Origin of the sequence: Mycolicibacterium chitae (assembly GCF_900637205.1) — a bacterium.
In the GTDB taxonomy this organism is placed as follows: domain Bacteria; phylum Actinomycetota; class Actinomycetes; order Mycobacteriales; family Mycobacteriaceae; genus Mycobacterium; species Mycobacterium chitae.
On record NZ_LR134355.1, the window covers coordinates 3,608,938 to 3,626,860 of the forward strand.

General features: G+C 69.9%; 20 protein-coding genes. 8 read left to right on the plus strand and 12 right to left on the minus strand.

All coding sequences use genetic code 11. The annotated features are described in order from the left end of the window. Window positions 1–72 precede the first annotated feature (72 nt). The 3 genes from EL338_RS17225 to whiB1 all read left to right on the plus strand — a co-directional run bounded on the left by EL338_RS17225 (window position 73) and on the right by whiB1 (window position 2,560). Window positions 73–951 carry a LysR substrate-binding domain-containing protein gene (locus tag EL338_RS17225; RefSeq protein ID WP_126334857.1) on the plus strand — a complete coding sequence of 293 codons (879 nt, stop codon included), beginning with the start codon at window positions 73–75 and terminating at the stop codon, window positions 949–951. Window positions 952–1,088: 137 nt separating this feature from the next. Beyond that, entirely contained in the window at window positions 1,089–2,069 is a 981-nt protein-coding gene (locus tag EL338_RS17230) for a diacylglycerol/lipid kinase family protein (RefSeq protein ID WP_126334858.1), read from the plus strand. 236 nt (window positions 2,070–2,305) lie between these two features. Beyond that, entirely contained in the window at window positions 2,306–2,560 is a 255-nt protein-coding gene (gene whiB1 / locus EL338_RS17235) for a transcriptional regulator WhiB1 (RefSeq protein WP_068245183.1), read from the plus strand. A gap of 62 nt (window positions 2,561–2,622) precedes the next feature. Here the strand turns inward: whiB1 and EL338_RS17240 are convergent, their stop codons facing one another. The 3 genes from EL338_RS17240 to EL338_RS17250 form a co-directional block, all read right to left on the minus strand. Beyond that, window positions 2,623–4,119 (minus strand): two-component system sensor histidine kinase PdtaS, encoded by a 1,497-nt coding sequence (locus EL338_RS17240; RefSeq protein WP_126334859.1) that lies wholly within the window; start codon window positions 4,117–4,119, stop codon window positions 2,623–2,625. A 7-nt stretch (window positions 4,120–4,126) separates the two neighbouring features. After that, complete coding sequence (locus EL338_RS17245) at window positions 4,127–4,342, minus strand: biotin/lipoyl-binding carrier protein (protein WP_126334860.1); 216 nt, start codon at window positions 4,340–4,342, stop codon at window positions 4,127–4,129. 124 nt (window positions 4,343–4,466) lie between these two features. Next, window positions 4,467–6,029, minus strand: coding sequence for a serine/threonine-protein kinase (locus tag EL338_RS17250; RefSeq protein WP_126334861.1), 1,563 nt, complete (start codon window positions 6,027–6,029; stop codon window positions 4,467–4,469). Between the two features lie 198 nt (window positions 6,030–6,227). Here EL338_RS17250 and EL338_RS26950 point away from each other — a divergent pair, with 198 nt between their 5' ends. Then, complete coding sequence (locus tag EL338_RS26950; protein ID WP_085976515.1) at window positions 6,228–6,302, plus strand: 50S ribosomal protein bL37; 75 nt, start codon at window positions 6,228–6,230, stop codon at window positions 6,300–6,302. A 66-nt stretch (window positions 6,303–6,368) separates the two neighbouring features. Here the strand turns inward: EL338_RS26950 and rsrA are convergent, their stop codons facing one another. Continuing rightward, window positions 6,369–6,674: a mycothiol system anti-sigma-R factor gene (gene rsrA / locus EL338_RS17260; protein ID WP_126334862.1), complete on the minus strand. Its 306-nt coding sequence runs from the start codon at window positions 6,672–6,674 to the stop codon at window positions 6,369–6,371. Beyond that, window positions 6,671–7,315: a sigma-70 family RNA polymerase sigma factor gene (locus tag EL338_RS17265; protein ID WP_126336934.1), complete on the minus strand. Its 645-nt coding sequence runs from the start codon at window positions 7,313–7,315 to the stop codon at window positions 6,671–6,673. The genes rsrA and EL338_RS17265 overlap by 4 nt, the downstream gene beginning before the upstream one ends. 213 nt (window positions 7,316–7,528) lie before the next feature. Between EL338_RS17265 and ybaK the strand changes: the two genes are divergently transcribed. Both ybaK and EL338_RS17275 read left to right on the plus strand, forming a co-directional pair. Further along, entirely contained in the window at window positions 7,529–8,020 is a 492-nt protein-coding gene (ybaK, locus tag EL338_RS17270) for a Cys-tRNA(Pro) deacylase (RefSeq protein ID WP_126334863.1), read from the plus strand. Between the two features lie 9 nt (window positions 8,021–8,029). Further along, window positions 8,030–8,908, plus strand: a complete 879-nt coding sequence (locus EL338_RS17275; protein WP_126334864.1) for an SDR family oxidoreductase — start codon at window positions 8,030–8,032, stop codon at window positions 8,906–8,908. A gap of 1 nt (window position 8,909) precedes the next feature. Here EL338_RS17275 and EL338_RS17280 read toward each other — a convergent pair whose 3' ends face one another. Both EL338_RS17280 and EL338_RS17285 read right to left on the minus strand, forming a co-directional pair. Further along, on the minus strand, window positions 8,910–10,418 hold the full coding sequence (locus tag EL338_RS17280; protein ID WP_163792212.1) for a DUF7782 domain-containing protein: 1,509 nt from the start codon (window positions 10,416–10,418) through the stop codon (window positions 8,910–8,912). Beyond that, the gene (locus tag EL338_RS17285; protein ID WP_197721897.1) at window positions 10,415–11,215 is read right to left on the minus strand and encodes an SOS response-associated peptidase; all 801 of its coding nucleotides are present in this window, start codon (window positions 11,213–11,215) and stop codon (window positions 10,415–10,417) included. The genes EL338_RS17280 and EL338_RS17285 overlap by 4 nt, the downstream gene beginning before the upstream one ends. A 44-nt stretch (window positions 11,216–11,259) precedes the next feature. Here EL338_RS17285 and aroA point away from each other — a divergent pair, with 44 nt between their 5' ends. After that, a complete protein-coding gene (gene aroA / locus EL338_RS17290; RefSeq protein WP_126334866.1) occupies window positions 11,260–12,549 on the plus strand; it encodes a 3-phosphoshikimate 1-carboxyvinyltransferase in 1,290 nt (429 codons plus the stop codon). Between the two features lie 8 nt (window positions 12,550–12,557). Continuing rightward, a complete protein-coding gene (gene rsgA / locus EL338_RS17295) occupies window positions 12,558–13,553 on the plus strand; it encodes a ribosome small subunit-dependent GTPase A (RefSeq protein ID WP_126334867.1) in 996 nt (331 codons plus the stop codon). Here the strand turns inward: rsgA and EL338_RS17300 are convergent. The 5 genes from EL338_RS17300 to ppk2 form a co-directional block, all read right to left on the minus strand. After that, window positions 13,550–13,828, minus strand: coding sequence for a hypothetical protein (locus tag EL338_RS17300; protein WP_126334868.1), 279 nt, complete (start codon window positions 13,826–13,828; stop codon window positions 13,550–13,552). The genes rsgA and EL338_RS17300 overlap by 4 nt on opposite strands. Window positions 13,829–13,955: 127 nt before the next feature. Next, window positions 13,956–15,239, minus strand: a complete 1,284-nt coding sequence (locus EL338_RS17305) for a fatty acid desaturase family protein (RefSeq protein WP_126334869.1) — start codon at window positions 15,237–15,239, stop codon at window positions 13,956–13,958. 69 nt (window positions 15,240–15,308) lie between these two features. Further along, window positions 15,309–16,445 (minus strand): ferredoxin reductase, encoded by a 1,137-nt coding sequence (locus EL338_RS17310; protein ID WP_126334870.1) that lies wholly within the window; start codon window positions 16,443–16,445, stop codon window positions 15,309–15,311. A gap of 108 nt (window positions 16,446–16,553) precedes the next feature. Continuing rightward, window positions 16,554–17,102 (minus strand): DUF6912 family protein, encoded by a 549-nt coding sequence (locus tag EL338_RS17315; RefSeq protein ID WP_126334871.1) that lies wholly within the window; start codon window positions 17,100–17,102, stop codon window positions 16,554–16,556. Between the two features lie 9 nt (window positions 17,103–17,111). After that, window positions 17,112–17,921: a polyphosphate kinase 2 gene (gene ppk2, locus EL338_RS17320; RefSeq protein WP_126334872.1), complete on the minus strand. Its 810-nt coding sequence runs from the start codon at window positions 17,919–17,921 to the stop codon at window positions 17,112–17,114. Window positions 17,922–17,923 lie beyond the last annotated feature (2 nt).

Below are 17,923 nucleotides of genomic sequence, written 5' to 3' on the forward strand. Positions count from 1 at the left end.
TCGACGGTAGGTGCCAGCGACAATATTCTGAAGTACTTAGATTGCGGCAATTGATAGGTTTAGAGTCTTAGTGTGGAGTTGCGTCACCTGCGGTACTTCCGCGCCGTCGCCGAGGAGCTGCACTTCGGCCGCGCCGCGGCGCGCCTGCACATCGCCCAGCCCCCGTTGTCCCAGCAGATCCGCGCGCTCGAGACCGAGCTCGGGGTGGCGCTGCTGATCCGCACCACCCGCACCGTGGAGCTGACCCCGGCGGGCGCGGCCTATCTGCAGCGCGTGGTGCGGATCCTCGACGCCGTCGACGACGCCGGCGAGCAGGCCCGGCGCATCGCCGAGGGCACCGAGGGGCTGCTGGCCATCGGCTGCGTGGGATCGGCGACCTACTCGCTGCTGCCGCTGCTGGTCCGCGCCCTGGGCGAGGCCCTGCCGGGCGTGGAGGTCCGGGTCCGCGGCGAGATGCTGGCCCCGGCGCAGCTGGCCGCGCTGACCGCCGGCGAGATCGACCTGGCGCTGCTGCGCCCGCCGGTGCAGCATCCCGGTGTGCGCACCGAGGTGGTGCGCCGGGACCGGCTGCTGGTGGCGCTGCCCGACGGCCATCCCCTCGTCGGGCGCACCGCGCTGCGGGTCGCCGATCTGCGCGACGAGGACCTCGTCGCCCACGCCGGCGGCGGCCGGTCGGTGATGGGCAGCATGCTGTCGGCGATCTGCGCCGACGCGGGGTTCGTCCCGCGGATCCGCCACGAGGTGATGGAGACCTCGACGCTGGTGACCCTGGTGGCCGCCGGGCTGGGCGCCGCGGTGGTGCCGGACCCGACCGCGGCTCTGGACGTCGCCGGGGTGCGCTACCTGCCGCTGGAGCCGTCCACGCTGGGCGTCGAACTGGTGGCGGCCCGGATGGCCACGGCCTCCCCGCTGATCGACCGCGTGCTCGCCGTCCTGCGCACCATCGCCTGAAGCCCTCCCCTTGTCAGCGCGAACGGGCGCGCCCCCGCCCGACACGCCGCAAACTTCCCGTGGTTTGCGCACGCTCGCGCACAATGGCGGGTTTCACAAAGGCGAGTTCGCGGCGCGGCCCATTAGGCTGGTGGCTCGTGCGTGCCGTGCTCATCGTGAATCCCAATGCCACCTCCACCACGGCCGCCGGCCGCGACCTGCTGGCCCACGCGCTCGAGAGCCGCGTCCGCCTCACCGTCGAGCACACCAATCACGCCGGGCACGCCACCGAGATCGCGGCCCGGGCCACCGCCGACGGCGTCGACGTGGTGATCGTGCACGGCGGCGACGGGACGGTGAACGAGGTGGTCAACGGCCTGCTCGGCGCGCCCGGCGGTCGCCTGCCCGCCCACGCCCCGGCCGTGGCGGTGGTGCCCGGCGGGTCCGCCAACGTCTTCGCCCGCTCGCTGGGCATTTCCCCGGACCCCGTCGAGGCCACCAACCTGCTGGTCGACCTCCTGGATTCCGTTGGCCCGAAACGCAACTGGCGCCGGATCGGCCTGATGGACTGCGGCGAACGCTGGGGCGTGTTCACCGCGGGGATGGGCGTCGACGGCGAAGTGGTCGCCGCGGTGGAATCGCACCGCAACCGCGGCCGCAAGCAGAAGGGCGTCACCGCGTCGCGCTACATCCGGGTGGCCGTGCCGGCGGTGCTGCGCAGCGCGCGGCGTCAACCCCGTCTCACGCTGCGGCTGCCCGGCCAGGAGCCCGTGGCGGGTGTGCACTTCGTGTTCGTCTCCAACTCGAGCCCGTGGACCTACGCCAACAAGCGCCCGGTCTGGACCAATCCGGACACCACTTTCGAGGCCGATCTCGGGGTTTTCGCCACCACGAGCATGAGTGTGTGGCGCAATCTCGGCCTGGTGCGACAGATGTTGTCCAAGCGACCAAAGTTGGCTGCGAAGCATCTGATTCGCTCCGATGATGTCCAATGGGTGACCGTGACGAGCGACACTCCGATCGCCACTCAGATCGACGGGGATTACCTCGGCGAGCGCGAAACCATGAGCTTCCGGTCCGTGCCGGATGCGTTGGACGTAGTTGCTCCACCGGCGAATACCGCGCCTGACCTGCAGTAACAGAAACTGGGCCAAAAATTTCGGGCGCAAGTGAGTGTAAGTGTAGTACAAACGGGTAGCCCAACCGCGAACGACCCCCAGCAGTGACATTGCCCACGTGTTAACTGAGTTCTATTGACATCTGTTCAGCCTCTGGAACTATCAGATGCAACAGTGCAGAAACATTCGGTGCACGTGTTAGCCCGAGACCAATAAATGGCGTGCCTCGCCGCGCGCCTCAGTTAGGAGTATTTGCCATGGATTGGCGGCACAAGGCGGTCTGTCGTGACGAGGATCCGGAACTGTTCTTCCCGGTGGGGAACAGCGGTCCCGCGCTCGCGCAGATTGCCGACGCGAAGCTCGTCTGCAACCGGTGTCCCGTGACCACCGAGTGCCTGAGCTGGGCGTTGGAGTCCGGTCAGGACGCCGGCGTGTGGGGCGGCATGAGCGAGGACGAGCGCCGCGCGCTCAAGCGTCGCAACGCCCGGACCCGGACTCGCACCGGAGTCTGACGAGGCGATCTTTCAGCGATGGCCCCGGCATCAGCCGGGGCCATCGCTGTGTCCGGGGCCGGCTACTGCGGCAGCCGCGGCCGTCGCCCGATGGGCACCCGCAGCACGACGTCGGTGCCGCCGTCGGGCGCATCGCGCATATCCAGTGAGCCGTCGAGTTCGGCCGACACCAGGGTGCGCACGATCTGCAGCCCCAGCCGATCGGATTTCTCCAGGCTGAACCCCGCCGGCAGGCCGCGCCCGTCGTCGTTGACGACGACGTCGAGCCACCGGGCGGAGCGCTCGGCGCGGATGGTGACCGACCCGCGCGGGGCGTCGGCATCGAAGGCGTGCTCGAGGGCGTTCTGCACCAGTTCGGTGACGACCATGATCAGCGCGGTCGCGCGGTCGGCGTCGAGGACCCCCAACGCACCCACCCGGCTGATCTTGATCGGCGCGTCCACCGAGGCCACGTCGTTCATGATCGGCAGGATCCGGTCGATCACGTCGTCGAGGTTCACCTCTTCGTCCACCGACATCGACAGGGCGTCGTGCACGAGCGCGATCGAGGTCACCCGCCGGACCGACTCCATCAGCGCCTCACGGCTCTCCGAGTTGCTGCTGCGCCGCGCCTGCAGCCGCAGCAGCGCGGCCACCGTCTGCAGGTTGTTCTTCACCCGGTGGTGGATCTCGCGGATGGTGGCGTCCTTGCTGAGCAGGGCGCGATCGCGGCGCTTGATCTCGGTGACATCGCGCACCAGGACCGCCGCGCCCGCCGCCGCACCGTGCACCACCAGCGGGATGGTCCGCAGCAACACCGCCGCTCCCCCGGCGTCGACCTCCATGCGCATGCTCGACCCGCCGGCCAGTGACGCGCGGATGTGCTCGGCGACCTCCTGGGCCTCGAACGGATCCGAGATCAGCGGCCCGGTCACCGCGACCAGGTTCTGGCCCTCCAACTCGGCGGTCAACCCCATCCGGTGATACGCCGAGAGCGCGTTCGGGCTGGCGAACAGCACGTCGCCGTTGCCGTCGAGGCGGATGAACCCGTCGCCCACCCGCGGGCTGGACCAGGACGCCGCCAGGTCCCCGACGTTGGGAAAGGTGCCCTCGGAGAGCATGTGCACCAGATCGTCGGCGCAATCCAGGTAGGCGCTCTCCAGCGGACTGGACTGGCGCAGCGCGGCCAGCGCGGTCTGATGCGTCAGCACCGCCACCACGGTGTCGCCGTGCCGGACCGGCACGGCCTCCACGTTGAGCCCGGTGCGGGCGGTCAGGGCGGGGTTAGGGTCGTCGTCGTGGCCGATGGCCCCGGACGAGAACGCGGCCGCCACCAGCGGGAGCTTCTCGGAGGCGGTGGTGGTGCCCACGGCGTCGGACAGCAGCACCGTGGCCGCCGTATTGGGGCGGCACTGCGCGACGCACACCAGGTCGCCGTCGTCGCGGCGGACCCACATCAGGTAGTCGGCAAAGGAAAGGTCGGCCAGCAGTTGCCATTCGCTGACCACGGCGTGCAGATGGTCGACGGCCTCGCCCGGCAGGACGGTGTGCTCGGCAAGTAGCTCACCGAGGGTCGCCATGGGCCGGCTAGCTGATCACGGCGATGAGATGGCCCGCCTGGATGACGTCACCGACGTTGACGTTCACCTTGGTGACGGTGCCTCCGGCCTCGGCGAGCACCGGGATCTCCATCTTCATCGACTCCAGCAGCACCACGGTGTCGCCCTCGCCGATCTGGTCACCCTCGCGGACAACCACCTCGAGCACGCTAGCCACGATCTCCGCGCGAACATCCTCGGCCATCTTCACCCCACTCTTCATTCCCACGGACGGCGGCGTCCACCGGTGCTATTGACGCTCTATCGAACCACAAGGGCCTGTCGCACCGCCTGACCCCCGCCGGTGCAACCGGCCCATCCCGGACAAGCTATGGCCGTTCGGCGGCGTATTGCAGGGCCGGCTCGGCGGAATCGACGCCGCGGTCGCTGAGGATGGTGAGGCCGTCGGGGCGGACCTGGTAGCGCGCGCCGTCGGCGGGGTTGACGGCGTCGAAGCCGCCGCCCGAGGGCACCGCGTGGGCGAGTTCGAGGGCGGCGCCGTCGCGCAGCCGCTCGCCGCGGTAGTAGAAGTCGTCCGATCCGCTCTGGCAGATCACCGCCAGGGAGTGCGCGGTGCGGATCATCGCGGCCGGCGAGCTGCCGGAGTCGCAACGGGCCGAATGGCCGACGAAGCCCTGCTCGTCGGCGCCGGACATCCGGACCGGGCCCGGGCTCGTCGTGGTGGTGGTCGTGGTCGTGGTGGTGGTCGCCGGGGTGCTGGGCGACGTGGCGGTCGGGCTCGGGGTGGTGCTCGTCGGCGGGGCCGCCAGCCGGCTCGGCGACGTCGAGCCGTCGCCCCCGTTGACCAACAGCACCGCCAGGATCGCGGCGGTGCCGAACAGCACGAGGGTCGCGGCCGCCAGCGCGATCTGGGCGGGGCCGAAGCGGGCCTTGCGCACCGGCGCGGGCGGGGGCGTGGGTCGCGCCGGTGGCGGCGGATACGGCGTGTAGCCGGTGGCTGCCGGGTTGGCGTACAGCGAGGTGAACTGCCGGGTGCTCGCGGGCCGGCCCGCCGCCGGCGGCCGCCCGTGCTGGGACATCAGCGGCGACGCCGTCGAGGCCGCGGCGGTGGCGGCCTTCGCCAGAGCAGCGGCCGACGGGAACCGGTCGGCGGGCTGCTTGGCCATGCCGCGGGCGATGACGTCGTCGAAGGCGCGGCCGATCTCCGGGCGCAGCACGCTGGGCCGCGGCGGTGCGGCGAACATGTGCGCCCCGAGCAGTTGCTGCAGGTCTTGGCTGTCGAACGGCGGGCGGCCGGTCAACGCCTCGAACAGCACGCAGGTCAGCGAGTAGATGTCGGAGGCCGGTCCGGGCGGGTTCGAGCCGCTGAACCGCTCGGCGGCCATGTAGGCCGACGAGCCGACCACCATGCCCGTCATCGTCACGCTCGCATCGCCGCCGGCGTGGGCGATGCCGAAGTCGACGAGGTAGGCGAAGTCGTCGTTGGTCAGCAGCACGTTCTCGGGCTTGATGTCGCGGTGCACCAGGCCGTCGGCGTGCGCGGCGTCCAGCGCGGAGGCCACCTGCGTGATGATCGACGCCGCCCGGCGCGGCTCGATCGGGCCGCCGCTGTGCAGCAGGTCCCGCAGGCTCGGGCCCTCGACCAGACGCATCTCGATGTAGAGGACGCCGTCGATGTCGCCGAAGTCGTGGACCGGGATCACGTGCGGTTCCTGCAGGCGCGCCGCGACGCGCGATTCCCGCCGGAACCGCTCCTGGAACTTGGGGTCGGCGGCCAACTCGGCGCGCAGCAGCTTGACCGCGACCATCCGCTCCTTGCCGGTGTCATAGGCGCGGTAGACCTCGCCCATGCCGCCGACACCGATCACCGACCGCAGTTCGTAGGGACCGAATCGGGTCCCTACCCGCGAGCCGCCGTGGGCGGAAGACATTCGGCAGTCCTTTCGGTTCGGTCGACCTTCAACCTTACAAAGCTGAGTCGCCGCCGGAATCGGTGCAGCGCGCCCGCCCAGCACGCGGATTCTGGTCCCGGCGGCCGCACATGCGACAATGGACGCACTGCTTCGCGGGCCCGGCCCTGCGGGCACCGCAGTCGAGTCCTCGACGACATCATCAACCTGGAGGTAGTCATGGCCAAGCGTGGCCGTAAGAAGCGCGATCGCAAGCACAGCAAGGCAAACCACGGCAAGCGGCCCAACTCCTAGGTCCGCCGCCGAAAAGACCGCCCGAGTTCAGTCGAACCGGGCGGTCTTTTGCGTCTGGGCCGGGTGCTAGGTGCGCCGGATGGTGGTCCGGCTGATCTCGATCTGCAGCCGCTGGCGGAGCCCCTCCGGGGCCTTCTCCCCGCTGCAACGGGTGGCGATCAGCCGCTTGATCCGCTCCTCGACGCCGTAGTGGCGCAGGCAGGCGGGGCATTCGTCCAGGTGCTGCTGCAGGCGCTCCCGCGAATCGGCGGTGCATTCGCCGTCGAGCAGCGTCCACACCTCGGCGATCACGGCCGAGCAGGCGGGATGCTGGACGTCGAGCGGGTCGATCTGCTCTTCGGCGCGCTTGTCCTCGTCGGGCGTCGAGCTCATGACGACACCTCCTCGGGCGTCGCGGCCTGGGCACCCCGGATGTAGCCGCGGTCCTTGGCCACGTCGGTCAGCAGGTCACGCAGCTGACGCCGGCCGCGGTGGAGCCGGGACATGACGGTCCCGATCGGCGTATCCATGATCTCGGCGATCTCCTTGTAGGGGAAACCTTCGACGTCGGCATAGTAGACCGCCATCCGAAAGTCCTCGGGCAGCTTCTGCAGCGCTTCCTTGATCTCAGTATCCGGCAGCGACTCCAGGGCCTCCACCTCCGCGGAGCGCAGACCGGTCGACGAGTGCTGCGCGTTGGCCGCCAACTGCCAGTCGGTGATCTCCTCGGTGGGGTACTCCGCGGGCTGGCGCTGCTTCTTGCGATAGCTGTTGATGTAGGTGTTGGTCAGGATGCGGTACAGCCACGCCTTGAGGTTGGTGCCCTCCCGGAACGAGCGGAACCCCGCATAGGCCTTGACCATGGTTTCCTGCAGTAGATCCTCGGCGTCGGCGGGGTTGCGGGTCATCCGCAGCGCGCCGCCGTACAGCTGGTCTACCAGCGGTATCGCATCCCGTTCGAACCGCGCCGTCAGTTCGGCGTCGGTCTCCTCGGGCTCCACCGCCGTGGCGGTCTTACCGTCGATGTCGGTCATTGTGGTTGACACAGTCCCTTCCGTCACCGAACACCCGAACACCGCTGCGAGTTCCGCCGCGGTGGGAGTTGCCAGGCATATCGTTGACACCAGACTCCCCTATCCGCCCCATCGTAGGGCCGCATCCTGACAAACCTCGACGCACGAGCGCCGACTGCATGGTCAAACGGATATCGACGCCAACCTATTTCCGAACGTGATTAATCTGGCCCGGTGGCCAGAGCAGCAACCCCGGCGATCAGCGCCCTGATCGCGGCCGGAATCGCCCACGAGGTACTCACCTACCAGCACGATCCGCGCAGCACCTCGTTCGGCGCCGAGGCCGCCGAACAACTCGCCCGCAGCCACGGGATCGTCGCCGAGCAGGTGTTCAAGACGCTGGTCCTGGCGCTGCCCAAGGGTCTGGCCGTCGCCGTCCTGCCGGTGCCGCGCACACTGTCGCTCAAGGCCGCCGCGGCCGCACTCGGCGTGCCGAAGGTCGCCATGGCCGCACCCGCCGACGCGCAGCGCTCCACCGGCTACGTGCTGGGCGGCATCTCGCCGCTGGGACAGCGCCGCGCCCTGCCGACCGTGATCGACGCGTCGGCCTGCGACTGGGACCGCATCCTGTGCAGCGGCGGCAAGCGTGGTCTGGACATCGCGCTGGCGCCGCGGGACCTGGTGGATCTCACCGATGCGGTGCTGGCCCCCATCACCGCTGATTAGGGTTCGGGTATGGCCACACCAAGCTCGCGAGAAGCACGCCCGCTCGAGGGCAAGACGATGTTCATTTCGGGCGCCAGCCGGGGCATCGGGCTGGCGATCGCCAAGCGGGTCGCCGCCGACGGGGCGAACGTCGCGCTGGTCGCCAAGACCGCCGAACCCCACCCCACGCTGCCGGGCACCATCTACACCGCGGCCGAGGAGATCGAGGCGGCCGGCGGCCGGGCGCTGCCGATCGTCGGCGACATCCGCGACGGCGACGTGGTGGCCGCCGCGGTCGCCAAGGCCGTCGAACAGTTCGGCGGCATCGACATCTGCGTCAACAACGCCTCGGCGATCAACCTCGGCTCCATCGAGGAGGTGCCGTTGAAACGCTTCGACCTGATGAACGGCATCCAGGTACGCGGCACCTACGCGGTGTCCCAGGCCTGCATTCCGCACCTCAAGGGCGGCGACAATCCGCACATCCTGACGTTGTCGCCGCCGATCCGGATGGAGCCGAAGTGGCTGCAACCCACGCCTTACATGATGGCCAAGTACGGGATGACGTTGTGCGCGTTGGGCATCGCCGAGGAGCTGCGGTCCGCCGGCGTCGCCTCCAACACGCTGTGGCCGCGCACCATGGTGGCCACCGCGGCGGTGCAGAACCTGCTCGGCGGCGACGAGTCGATGAAACGCTCCCGCAGGCCCGAGGTGTACTCGGATGCGGCCTACGCCATCCTGACCCGGCCCGCCCGGGAGTACACCGGCCACAGCGCGCTGTGCGAGGACGTGCTGCTCGAGTCCGGGGTCACCGACCTGTCGGTGTACAACTGCACCCCCGGCGAGGTCGAGTTGGGCGTGGACCTGTGGGTCGACTCCGCCAACCCGCCGGGTTACACCGGGCCGTGACTCACTGCGCCTGGTAGAGGATCCCGCGCCCGATCGCCTCGCGGACCACCGGCAGGGCGGCCTGCGCCAGCGCGTCGGCGTCGACGCCGTGGTGGTGGGCCAGCAGTTCCAGCAGCGTGCCCAGGGGCACCTCGCCGCGGCAGCCCGCCAGCAGCGCCCTGGACACCTCGTCGACGCCGAGCACCGCCGCCGGACCGCCCGGGCGGCGCACCGCGGCCGAAACCTGTTGCCAGCCCTCGGGGCCGGGTAGCGCGTGCTCCTCCAGGAACACCGGGGCGGTCGACAGCCGGGCCGCCAGCAGCGCCGCATCGCTGGTGTCGCGCAGGTAGGCCCGGCGGGCGAAGAACGCCTCGACCTCGGGGCCCGTGATGACCTCGTCGGCCTCGGTGATCTCCTCCAGGATGTGTTCGGGCGCACCGGTCTCGCCGACCGCCGGCGCGCGCAACGCGATGATGCCCATCCCGACGCCGGTGATGCCCTCCTCGGCGAACCAGTCCAGCCACTGCCCGCCGCGGCGCGCGCCGTCCTGGAGCGTCTCACCGGCGTCGGCGAGCCACAGCGAGACGTAGCTGACCGGGTCGGCGAGTTCGCGCTGCACCACCCAGGCGTGCAGGCCCGTGTCGGCCAGCCAGCCGCCGACCCGGGCGCGCCAGTCCTGCCCGTCCCGGACGATCCAGTTGGCCATGATGTGCGCCGTCCCGCCCGGGGTCAGGTGGTCGCCGACCCGCTCGATCAGCTGCCGGCACACCGCATCCCCGGCCATCCCGGAGTCGCGGTAGAGGTAGTCCGTGGCCCCCGCGCCCACCACGAACGGCGGGTTGCTCACGATCAGGTCGAAGCGCTCGCCGGCCACCGGCTCGAACAGGCTGCCGCGGCGCAGGTCCCAGCTCATCCCGTTGAGCCGGGCCGTGCCCGCGGCCAGCGCCAGGGCCCGGTCGTTGGTGTCGGTGGCCACGATCTGTTCGCAGTGTGCAGCCAGGTGCAGCGCCTGGATGCCGCAGCCGGTGCCCAGGTCCAGGGCGCGGGCCACCGGGGTGCGGATCACCGCGCGCGCCAGCGACACCGACGCGCCCCCGATGCCGAGCACGTGGTCGTGGCGTACCGGCGCGGCGCGCAGCACGGCGTCCTGATCGGAAATCACCAGGAAGTCCCGCGCCCCGTCGCTGTGCGGGCGGATGTCCAGGACGGCGCGCGCCGTCCCGGGTTCGGTCAGTTCGATGACGCCGTGAGCGGCCAGGGTCTGGGCCGGCACGGTGGGGAACGCCTGCGCGATCTGCTCGACGGGTTCCTCGGAGCCCAACAGGAACAGCCGCACCAGCACCGCCAGGGGTTGCCGGTCGGGCGGGCAGGTCCGGGTGACGCGCAGCGCGGGCCACCACACCCCGCGGGTGAGGGCGGCGTCGGCCTGCTCGCCGAGCAGTTCGGCCACCCCGGCGGTACTGAAGCCCGCGGCCCGCAGGTCGGCCCCGACGGCGTCGAGCAGCGCCGGATCCAGGCTGGTCGGGTTCAAAACAGCTCGGCCTGTTCGGGCTGCGGGGGCGCCGGGGCGATGAGTTCGGGCCCGTTGTTGCGGACGCTGTTGACCAGGGTCGAGACCTCCCGCACGACGATCCGGTCCAGGTCGCCGTGGCCGCGCAGCAGACCCTCGTCGGCCGGGGCGTCCGGATCCATCCAGCGGTCCCAATCCGCGCTGCTGATGGTCAGCGGCATCCGGTCGTGGATCTCGGCCAGCGGGCCGGCGGAGTCGGTGGTGATGATGGTGCAGCTCAGCAGCGGCGGGGTCGCCTTGTCCGCACCCTTGGGCCGCCAGGTGGTCCACAGTCCGGCGGCGAACAGCTGCTCACCGTCCTCGGCATACATGTAGAACGGGGTCTTGGGGCCCTTGGCCTTGCCCTCGCCCTGGTGCGGCATCCATTCGTACCAGCCGTCCATCGGGATCAGGCAGCGCTTGTTCTTGGCCGAGTTGCGGAAGGCCGGCGACTCGGTGACCGTCTCGGCGCGCGCGTTGATCAGCAGCGGACCCTTGTTCTCGGGCCCGCCGTCCGGTCCGGCCTTGACCCACGGCGGGACCAGGCCCCACCGCATCGAGCGCACCCGGCGCGTCGACTCGTCCTCGGGTTCGGTGTGCCGTTTGACGACGCTGCTGATGGTCGTGGTGGGGGCGACGTTGTAGTTCGGGGCGGAGTTCGGGGCGTTGCCCGCGGCGTTGCCCGCGGCACCGGGCCCGCTGCCGGCGGTCTCGTCGAGCGCCTGGATCTTCTGCGCCAGCAGCGCCGGGTCGGTGGTGACCGCAAACCGTCCACACATGGCCTCCATGCTTCCAGACGACGACGACAAGGCAGGATGGATCCGTGCCGCAACAGAGTTGGACGGCCCCGCAGACGGCCACGCCCGTCCATGCCACCGTCACCGTCCCCGGGTCGAAGTCGCTGACCAACCGCACGCTGCTGCTCTCGGCGCTGGCCGCCGCGCAGGGCGCGGGCCCCTCGACGATCAGCGGGGCGCTGCGCAGCCGCGACACCGACCTGATGATCGGCGCGCTGCGCACCCTGGGCCTCGACGTCGACGGCGACAACTCCGAACTGACCATCTCCGGGGCGGTGGCGCCGCCGCCGGATGCGCGGGTGGACTGCGGACTGGCGGGCACGGTGCTGCGGTTCGTGCCGGCGCTGGCGGCGCTCGGGACGGTCCCCGTCGAATTCGACGGCGACGAGCAGGCCCGCACGCGGCCCATCGCGCCGCTGCTGGCCGGCCTGCGCACCCTCGGCGTGCAGATCGACGGCGACGGCCTGCCGTTCAAGGTCATCGGTTCCGGTGCGGTGGCCGGCGGCCCGGTCGACATCGACGCCTCGGCGTCGTCGCAGTTCGTCTCGGGGCTGTTGCTGTGCGGCCCGTCGTTCACCGACGGGGTGACCGTCCGGCACACCGGGGCCACGGTGCCCTCGGCCCCGCACATCGCGATGACGGTGCAGATGCTGCGTCAGGCGGGGGTCCGCGTCGACGACAGCACCCCTGATCAGTGGCGGGTGGAGCCCGGCCCGGTCAGCGCCCGGCACTGGCAGGTCGAACCGGACCTGTCCAACGCCGTGCCGTTCCTGTCGGCCGCGGTGGTCACCGGCGGCGCCGTGCGCATCACCGGGTGGCCGTCGCCCAGCCTGCAGGCCTCCGACACCATCCTGCGGGTGCTCAGGCTCGCCGAGGCCACTGTGTCGCAGACGGATTCGCATCTGGAGGTACGCGGCGCGCTGTCCTACGACGGCTTCGACGTCGACCTCAACGAGGTCGGCGAGCTGACCCCGGCGGTGGCCGCGCTGGCCGCCCTGGCCGTCGAGGGCTCGGTGTCCCGGCTGCGCGGGATCGCGCACCTGCGCGGGCACGAGACCGACCGCCTGGCCGCGCTCAGCGCCGAGATCAACGGCCTCGGCGGGCAGTGCGAGGAGACCGCGGACGGTCTGACGATCACCGCGACACCGCTGCGCGCCGGCACCTGGCACTCCTATGCCGATCACCGAATGGCCATGGCGGGGGCCATCATCGGGCTCCGGGTGAGCGGTGTCGAGATCGATGACATCGACACCACCGCCAAGACCCTCCCGGAGTTTCCCGAACTGTGGGCCGACATGCTGGCGGGCCAGGGGTAGGGCCGCCGATGGCGGGGCGGACGCACCACTACGACGAATCCGATGTCCGGATCCGCCCGGGCAAGGGCTCGCGGCCGCGCACCAAGAACCGTCCCGACCATGCCGACGCCGAGTCGGCGATGGTGGTCACGGTGGACCGGGGCCGCTGGGGCTGCGTGCTCGGCGGTGATCCGCGCCGCCCGGTGACGGCGATGCGGGCGCGGGAGCTGGGCCGCACCCCCATCGTGGTGGGCGACGACGTCGACGTGGTCGGCGACCTGTCGGGCCGGCCGGACACGCTGGCGCGCATCGTGCGGCGCCGGGAACGCCGAACGGTGTTGCGCCGCACCGCCGATGACACCGACCCCACCGAGCGGGTGGTGGTGGCCAACGCCGATCAACTGCTGATCGTCGTCGCGCTGGCCGATCCCCCGCCGCGGGCGGGGCTGGTGCAGCGGGCGTTGATCGCCGCCTACGCCGGCGGGCTGCGGCCGATCCTGTGCCTGACGAAGTCGGATCTGGCTCCGCCGGAACCGTTCGCGGCGCAGTTCGCCGACCTGGACCTCACCGTGCTGACCGCCGGGCGTGATGATCCGCTGGACGCCGTGGAGCCGGTGCTGGCCGGCAAGCTGACCGTGCTGCTCGGACACTCCGGGGTCGGGAAATCCACGCTGGTGAATCGCATTGTGCCCGAGGCCGATCGCGCGATCGGTGAGGTGTCCGGCGTCGGCAAGGGCAAGCACACCTCCACGCAGTCCGTCGCGTTACCGCTGGCCGGGGGCGGCTGGGTGATCGACACCCCGGGCATCCGGTCGTTCGGGCTGGCGCACATCGAGACCGATGATGTGCTGTTGTCCTTCTCCGACCTGGCCGAGGCCATCGCCGATTGCCCGCGCGGGTGCGGCCACATGGGCCCGCCGGCCGACCCCGAATGTGCCCTCGATGAGCTGTCCGGGCCGGCCGTGGGTCGAGTTGCCGCCGCGCGCAACCTACTTCGCGCGCTGCGCGAGGGGGCCGAGAACTAGCCGGTGTAGTCCGGTGTGCACGTCACGTCGACGATCTTGGTGCCGGACTCGTCCGACGACACGCCCTCGACATCGCACTCGGTCAGCGGGCCGTTGCGCGCGCCGTGCACCTGCACCCCGAACCCTTGGCTGCGCAGTTCCTCGACCACCGCGGCGGCGTCGGCGTCCTCGTAGTCCTCGTACTCGTCCGCGGGTGCCGCGCTCGCACCGCCAGCGAAGATCAGTGCGGCGGTGAGCCAGGACGCGCCCGCTACGGCGGGCAGAAGCCGGTTCATGATTACCTTCCTCGATAGCTGCCAAGAACAGGGCCGCGCCGGTGGGTGCGGACCCTGTTCGTTGGTGTTCCCGAGGAGGTGGATCGCTAATCCGGTCTTCGCGCCGCAAGGGCGAGACCGCAGGTCATCAGGCCGCGCGATCGGTCCGATCGTCCTCGATCTGGTTGAGTCGACGGGCTTTTCGCGCCGCGCGCACGCGCTGGATGGCACTCTTGAGCCCGCGCCGACGCCCGGTGCGCTCGTCGGTGGCCGCGAAATCCGGCCCCAGGTCGGCAAACATCCACTCACTGCGCGTTTCCGGCGCGTCGTGGGCGGTGTCGCGCAAGAACTTGTCCGGCAGCGACAGTTTGGCGATGGTCCGCCACGTCTTGCCGTACTGCACCAGGAAAGACCCGGTGGTGTAGGGCAGATCGTACTTCTCGCACACCTCGCGCACCCGGATCGAGATCTCGTGCAACCGGTTGCTGGGCAGATCCGGGTACAGGTGATGCTCGATCTGATGGCACAGGTTGCCGCTCATGAAGCGCAGCAGCGGGCCACCCTCGAAGTTGGCGCTGCCGAGCATCTGCCGCAGGTACCAGTGCCCCTGGGACTCGCCGACCATGTCGGTCTTGGTGAATTTCTCTGCGCCATCGGGGAAGTGGCCGCAGAAGATCACGGCGTTGGCCCAGATGTTGCGGATGATGTTGGCCACCGCGTTGGCCTTGGCGGTCGACTTGAACGTCGCCGCCGGCGACAGCGCCGTCAGCGCCGGGAAGGCCACGTAGTCCTTGAGCAGCTGCTGACCGGTCTTGACGCCGAACTCGCGCATCCGCACCAGCGTGGCGGCGCGGTCGTCGCGGCCCTTGAAGATCTTGCCGAGTTCGAGGTGCTGCAGGCCGACGCCCCACTCGAACAGCGCCGCCAACATGGTGTTGTAGACCAGGTTGAACAGGTTGCTCGGCGTCCACTTCTGGTCGCGGGTGACGCGGATCAGGCCGAAGCCCACGTCGTCGTCCATGCCCAGGATGTTGGTGTACTTGTGATGCATGAAGTTGTGGGTGAACCGCCAGTGCTTCGACGCCCCGGTCATGTCCCACTCCCAGCTCGAGGAGTGGATCTCGGGATCGTTCATCCAATCCCACTGACCGTGCATGACGTTGTGGCCGATCTCCATGTTCTCGATGATCTTGGCCACGCCCAATGTCGCGGTCCCGGCCCACCAGAACGACCGCTTGGAGCTGCCCAGCAGCAACAGCCGGCCGGCCACCTCGAGTCCACGCTGCGTGGCGATGGTGCGCCGGATGTACCGCGCATCTCGCTCACCACGGGAGTCTTCGATGTCCTGCCGAATGGCGTCCAACTCGAACGCCAGGCTCTCGATGTCGGCCTCAGTCAAGTGCGTGAATGCCGGAATGTCAGTGATTGCCATCGTCGACCTCCTCTCGTCGTACCTACGCTAGCGTAACCTACGGCCCCGTAGGTTACCAGGGAGTAATTGTCAGATGTCCAACACACAATCGCCGGACGCCGCCGACACACACGTCTGCACGCGGGTGCCCGGTTCGTGCTCGTCGCCGGTGCGCAGGTCCCGGACGTGGCCGTCGACCAGGCCGACGACGCAGGTCTGACAGATACCCATCCGGCAGCCGAAGGGCATCTGCACCCCCGCCTGTTCCCCCGCGTCCATCAGCGAGGTGGCGGCGTCCGCGTGGACGGTCTTGCCGCTGCGCTCGAAGGTGACGGTGCCACCGGCGCCGTGCGGGGCAGCCCGCGAGACGGCGAACCGCTCCAGATGAAGCTGGTCGTCCAGACCGCCGCCGGACCACAGGCGTTCGGCGTCCGCGAGCATAGCCTCCGGGCCGCAGGCCCAGGTCTGCCGCTCGCGCCAGTCCGAGACCTCGGCGTCGAGCTTGCCCAGATCCAGCCGACCCTCGGTCCGGGTGGCCCGCACCCGCAGCCGATAGCCCGGATGGGTCTCGGCCAGCGCGGCCAACTCGCCGGCGAACATCACGTCGGCCTCGGTGGGCGCCGAATGCAGATGCACGATGTCGAAGACCTGATCGCGGCGCGCCAGCGTGCGCAACATCGACATCACCGGGGTGATCCCGGAGCCCGCGGTGAGGAACAACACCTTGCCGGGCGCGGGGTCGGGCATCACGAAATTGCCCTGCGGGGCGGCCAGTCGCACGATGGTGCCCGGGGCGACCCCGCCCACCAGATGGCTGGACAGGAACCCCTCCGGCATGGCCTTGACGGTGATCGTGATGGTGTTCGAACCCGCCACCGGCGCCGAGGTCAGCGAGTACGACCGCCAGCGCCACCGACCGTCCATCAGCACGCCGATGCCGATGTACTGCCCCGGTTCGTAGTCGAAGGTGAAGCCCCAGCCGGGCTTGATCACCAACGTCGCCGAATCCTCGGTCTCGCGGCGCACCTCCAGGATGCGACCCCGAAGTTCGCGCGCCGACCACAGCGGATTGGCCAGGTGCAGGTAGTCGTCGGGCAGCAGCGGCGTGGTGATCCGGGCGACCAGATTGCGCAGCGCATGCCAGCCCGGATGCTTGTCGGCGCCGGCCACGGTGGGACGGACGGTGTCACCCACCTTGGCGCTGACCTTGATGTAGTTCTTGGCCATGAGAGCTCCTGCCTCGGTGGCGGTGCATGAACATTCCCGAAGCCCGGGAGATAACCTACGGTACCGTAACTTACGGTACCGTATCCAGCGCTGGCCGCGGGAACTCCGCTACAGCAGTTCCAGCAGAAACGGCAGTTCCTGCGTCGCGTACCAGGCCAGATCGTGATCCAGCGCATCGCCGACGGTCAGTTCGGCATCCTCGTCGCCCAGGTCCGCCTCGTCGATGACGGCCATCGCCGCGCGGACCGCCGCCTCGGCGTCCGCGATGTCCACGTACACCGCCGCCACCGCATCGAGACGGCACGGCGCACCCACCCGCACCACCGCGTCGTCGAGGTCGGGACGGGCCGTCGCCGGCTCGATGTCGGCCACGATCACCGCGCGCCGCAGCGGCAGCGATCCCTGGGAGTCAGACGCCTGCGCCTCAGGCCCCTGCACGTCCTCGCCGTCCTCGGGCGCCTCGGCGGCCAACAGCCGCAGCGACGCGCGCGCCGCCTCGCCGAGCGCCACCTCGGCCAACTCGTCGTCGTCGCCCTCGGCGTAGGCCTCCCGCAAGGTCGGGGTCACCGCGAACGCCGTGCCGCCGACCGGGAACAACTCGCCGTCGGAAACCAGTTGGCGCAGCATGCCCAGCGTCGCCGGGAGGTAGACCCGCATGCCCGCAGACTATCGGTCCAAAAGGGTCGCGACGTGGTCGGGCACGTAGGTGGACAGCTCCCGGGGCAGCCGCTGGTAGTCGCGCGCCTGCTGCGGCCGGTCCGGCAGCTTCACCTTGGGCCGCTTGACCTCGTGGTAGTCGATGGTGGACAGCAGATGGCTCATCATGTTCAGCCGCGCGTGCTTCTTGACGTCAGATTCGACGACGTACCAGGGGCTTACCGGGGTGTCGGTGTGCGCCATCATCTCGTCCTTGGCCCGCGAATAGTCCTGCCAGCGGTACACCGAGTCCAGATCCATCGGCGAGAGCTTCCACTGCCGGACCGGGTCCTTCAACCGCTTCCGGAAGCGGCGCAACTGCTCCACGTCCGACACCGAGAACCAGTACTTGCGCAACAGGATCCCGTCGTCGATGAGCATCTGCTCGAAGATCGGCGCCTGATGCAGGAACAGCGAATGTTCGTGCGGGCTACAGAAACCCATGACCTTCTCCACTCCGGCCCGGTTGTACCAGGACCGGTCGAACAGGACGATCTCGCCGCGCGTCGGCAGCTGGGCGACGTAGCGCTGGAAGTACCACTCCCCGCGTTCCCGCTCGGTGGGGATGGGCAGCGCGGCGATCCGCGCCACCCGGGGGCTGAGGTATTCGGTGATGCGCTTGATGGTGCCGCCCTTGCCCGCGGCGTCGCGGCCCTCGAACACCACCACCAGCCGGGTCCCGGTGTGCTTGACCCACTCCTGCAACTTCACGAATTCGGTTTGCAGGCGGAACAATTCGGCGGTGTAGAGCTCGGCGGGGATCTTCTTGACCTTAGCCATTC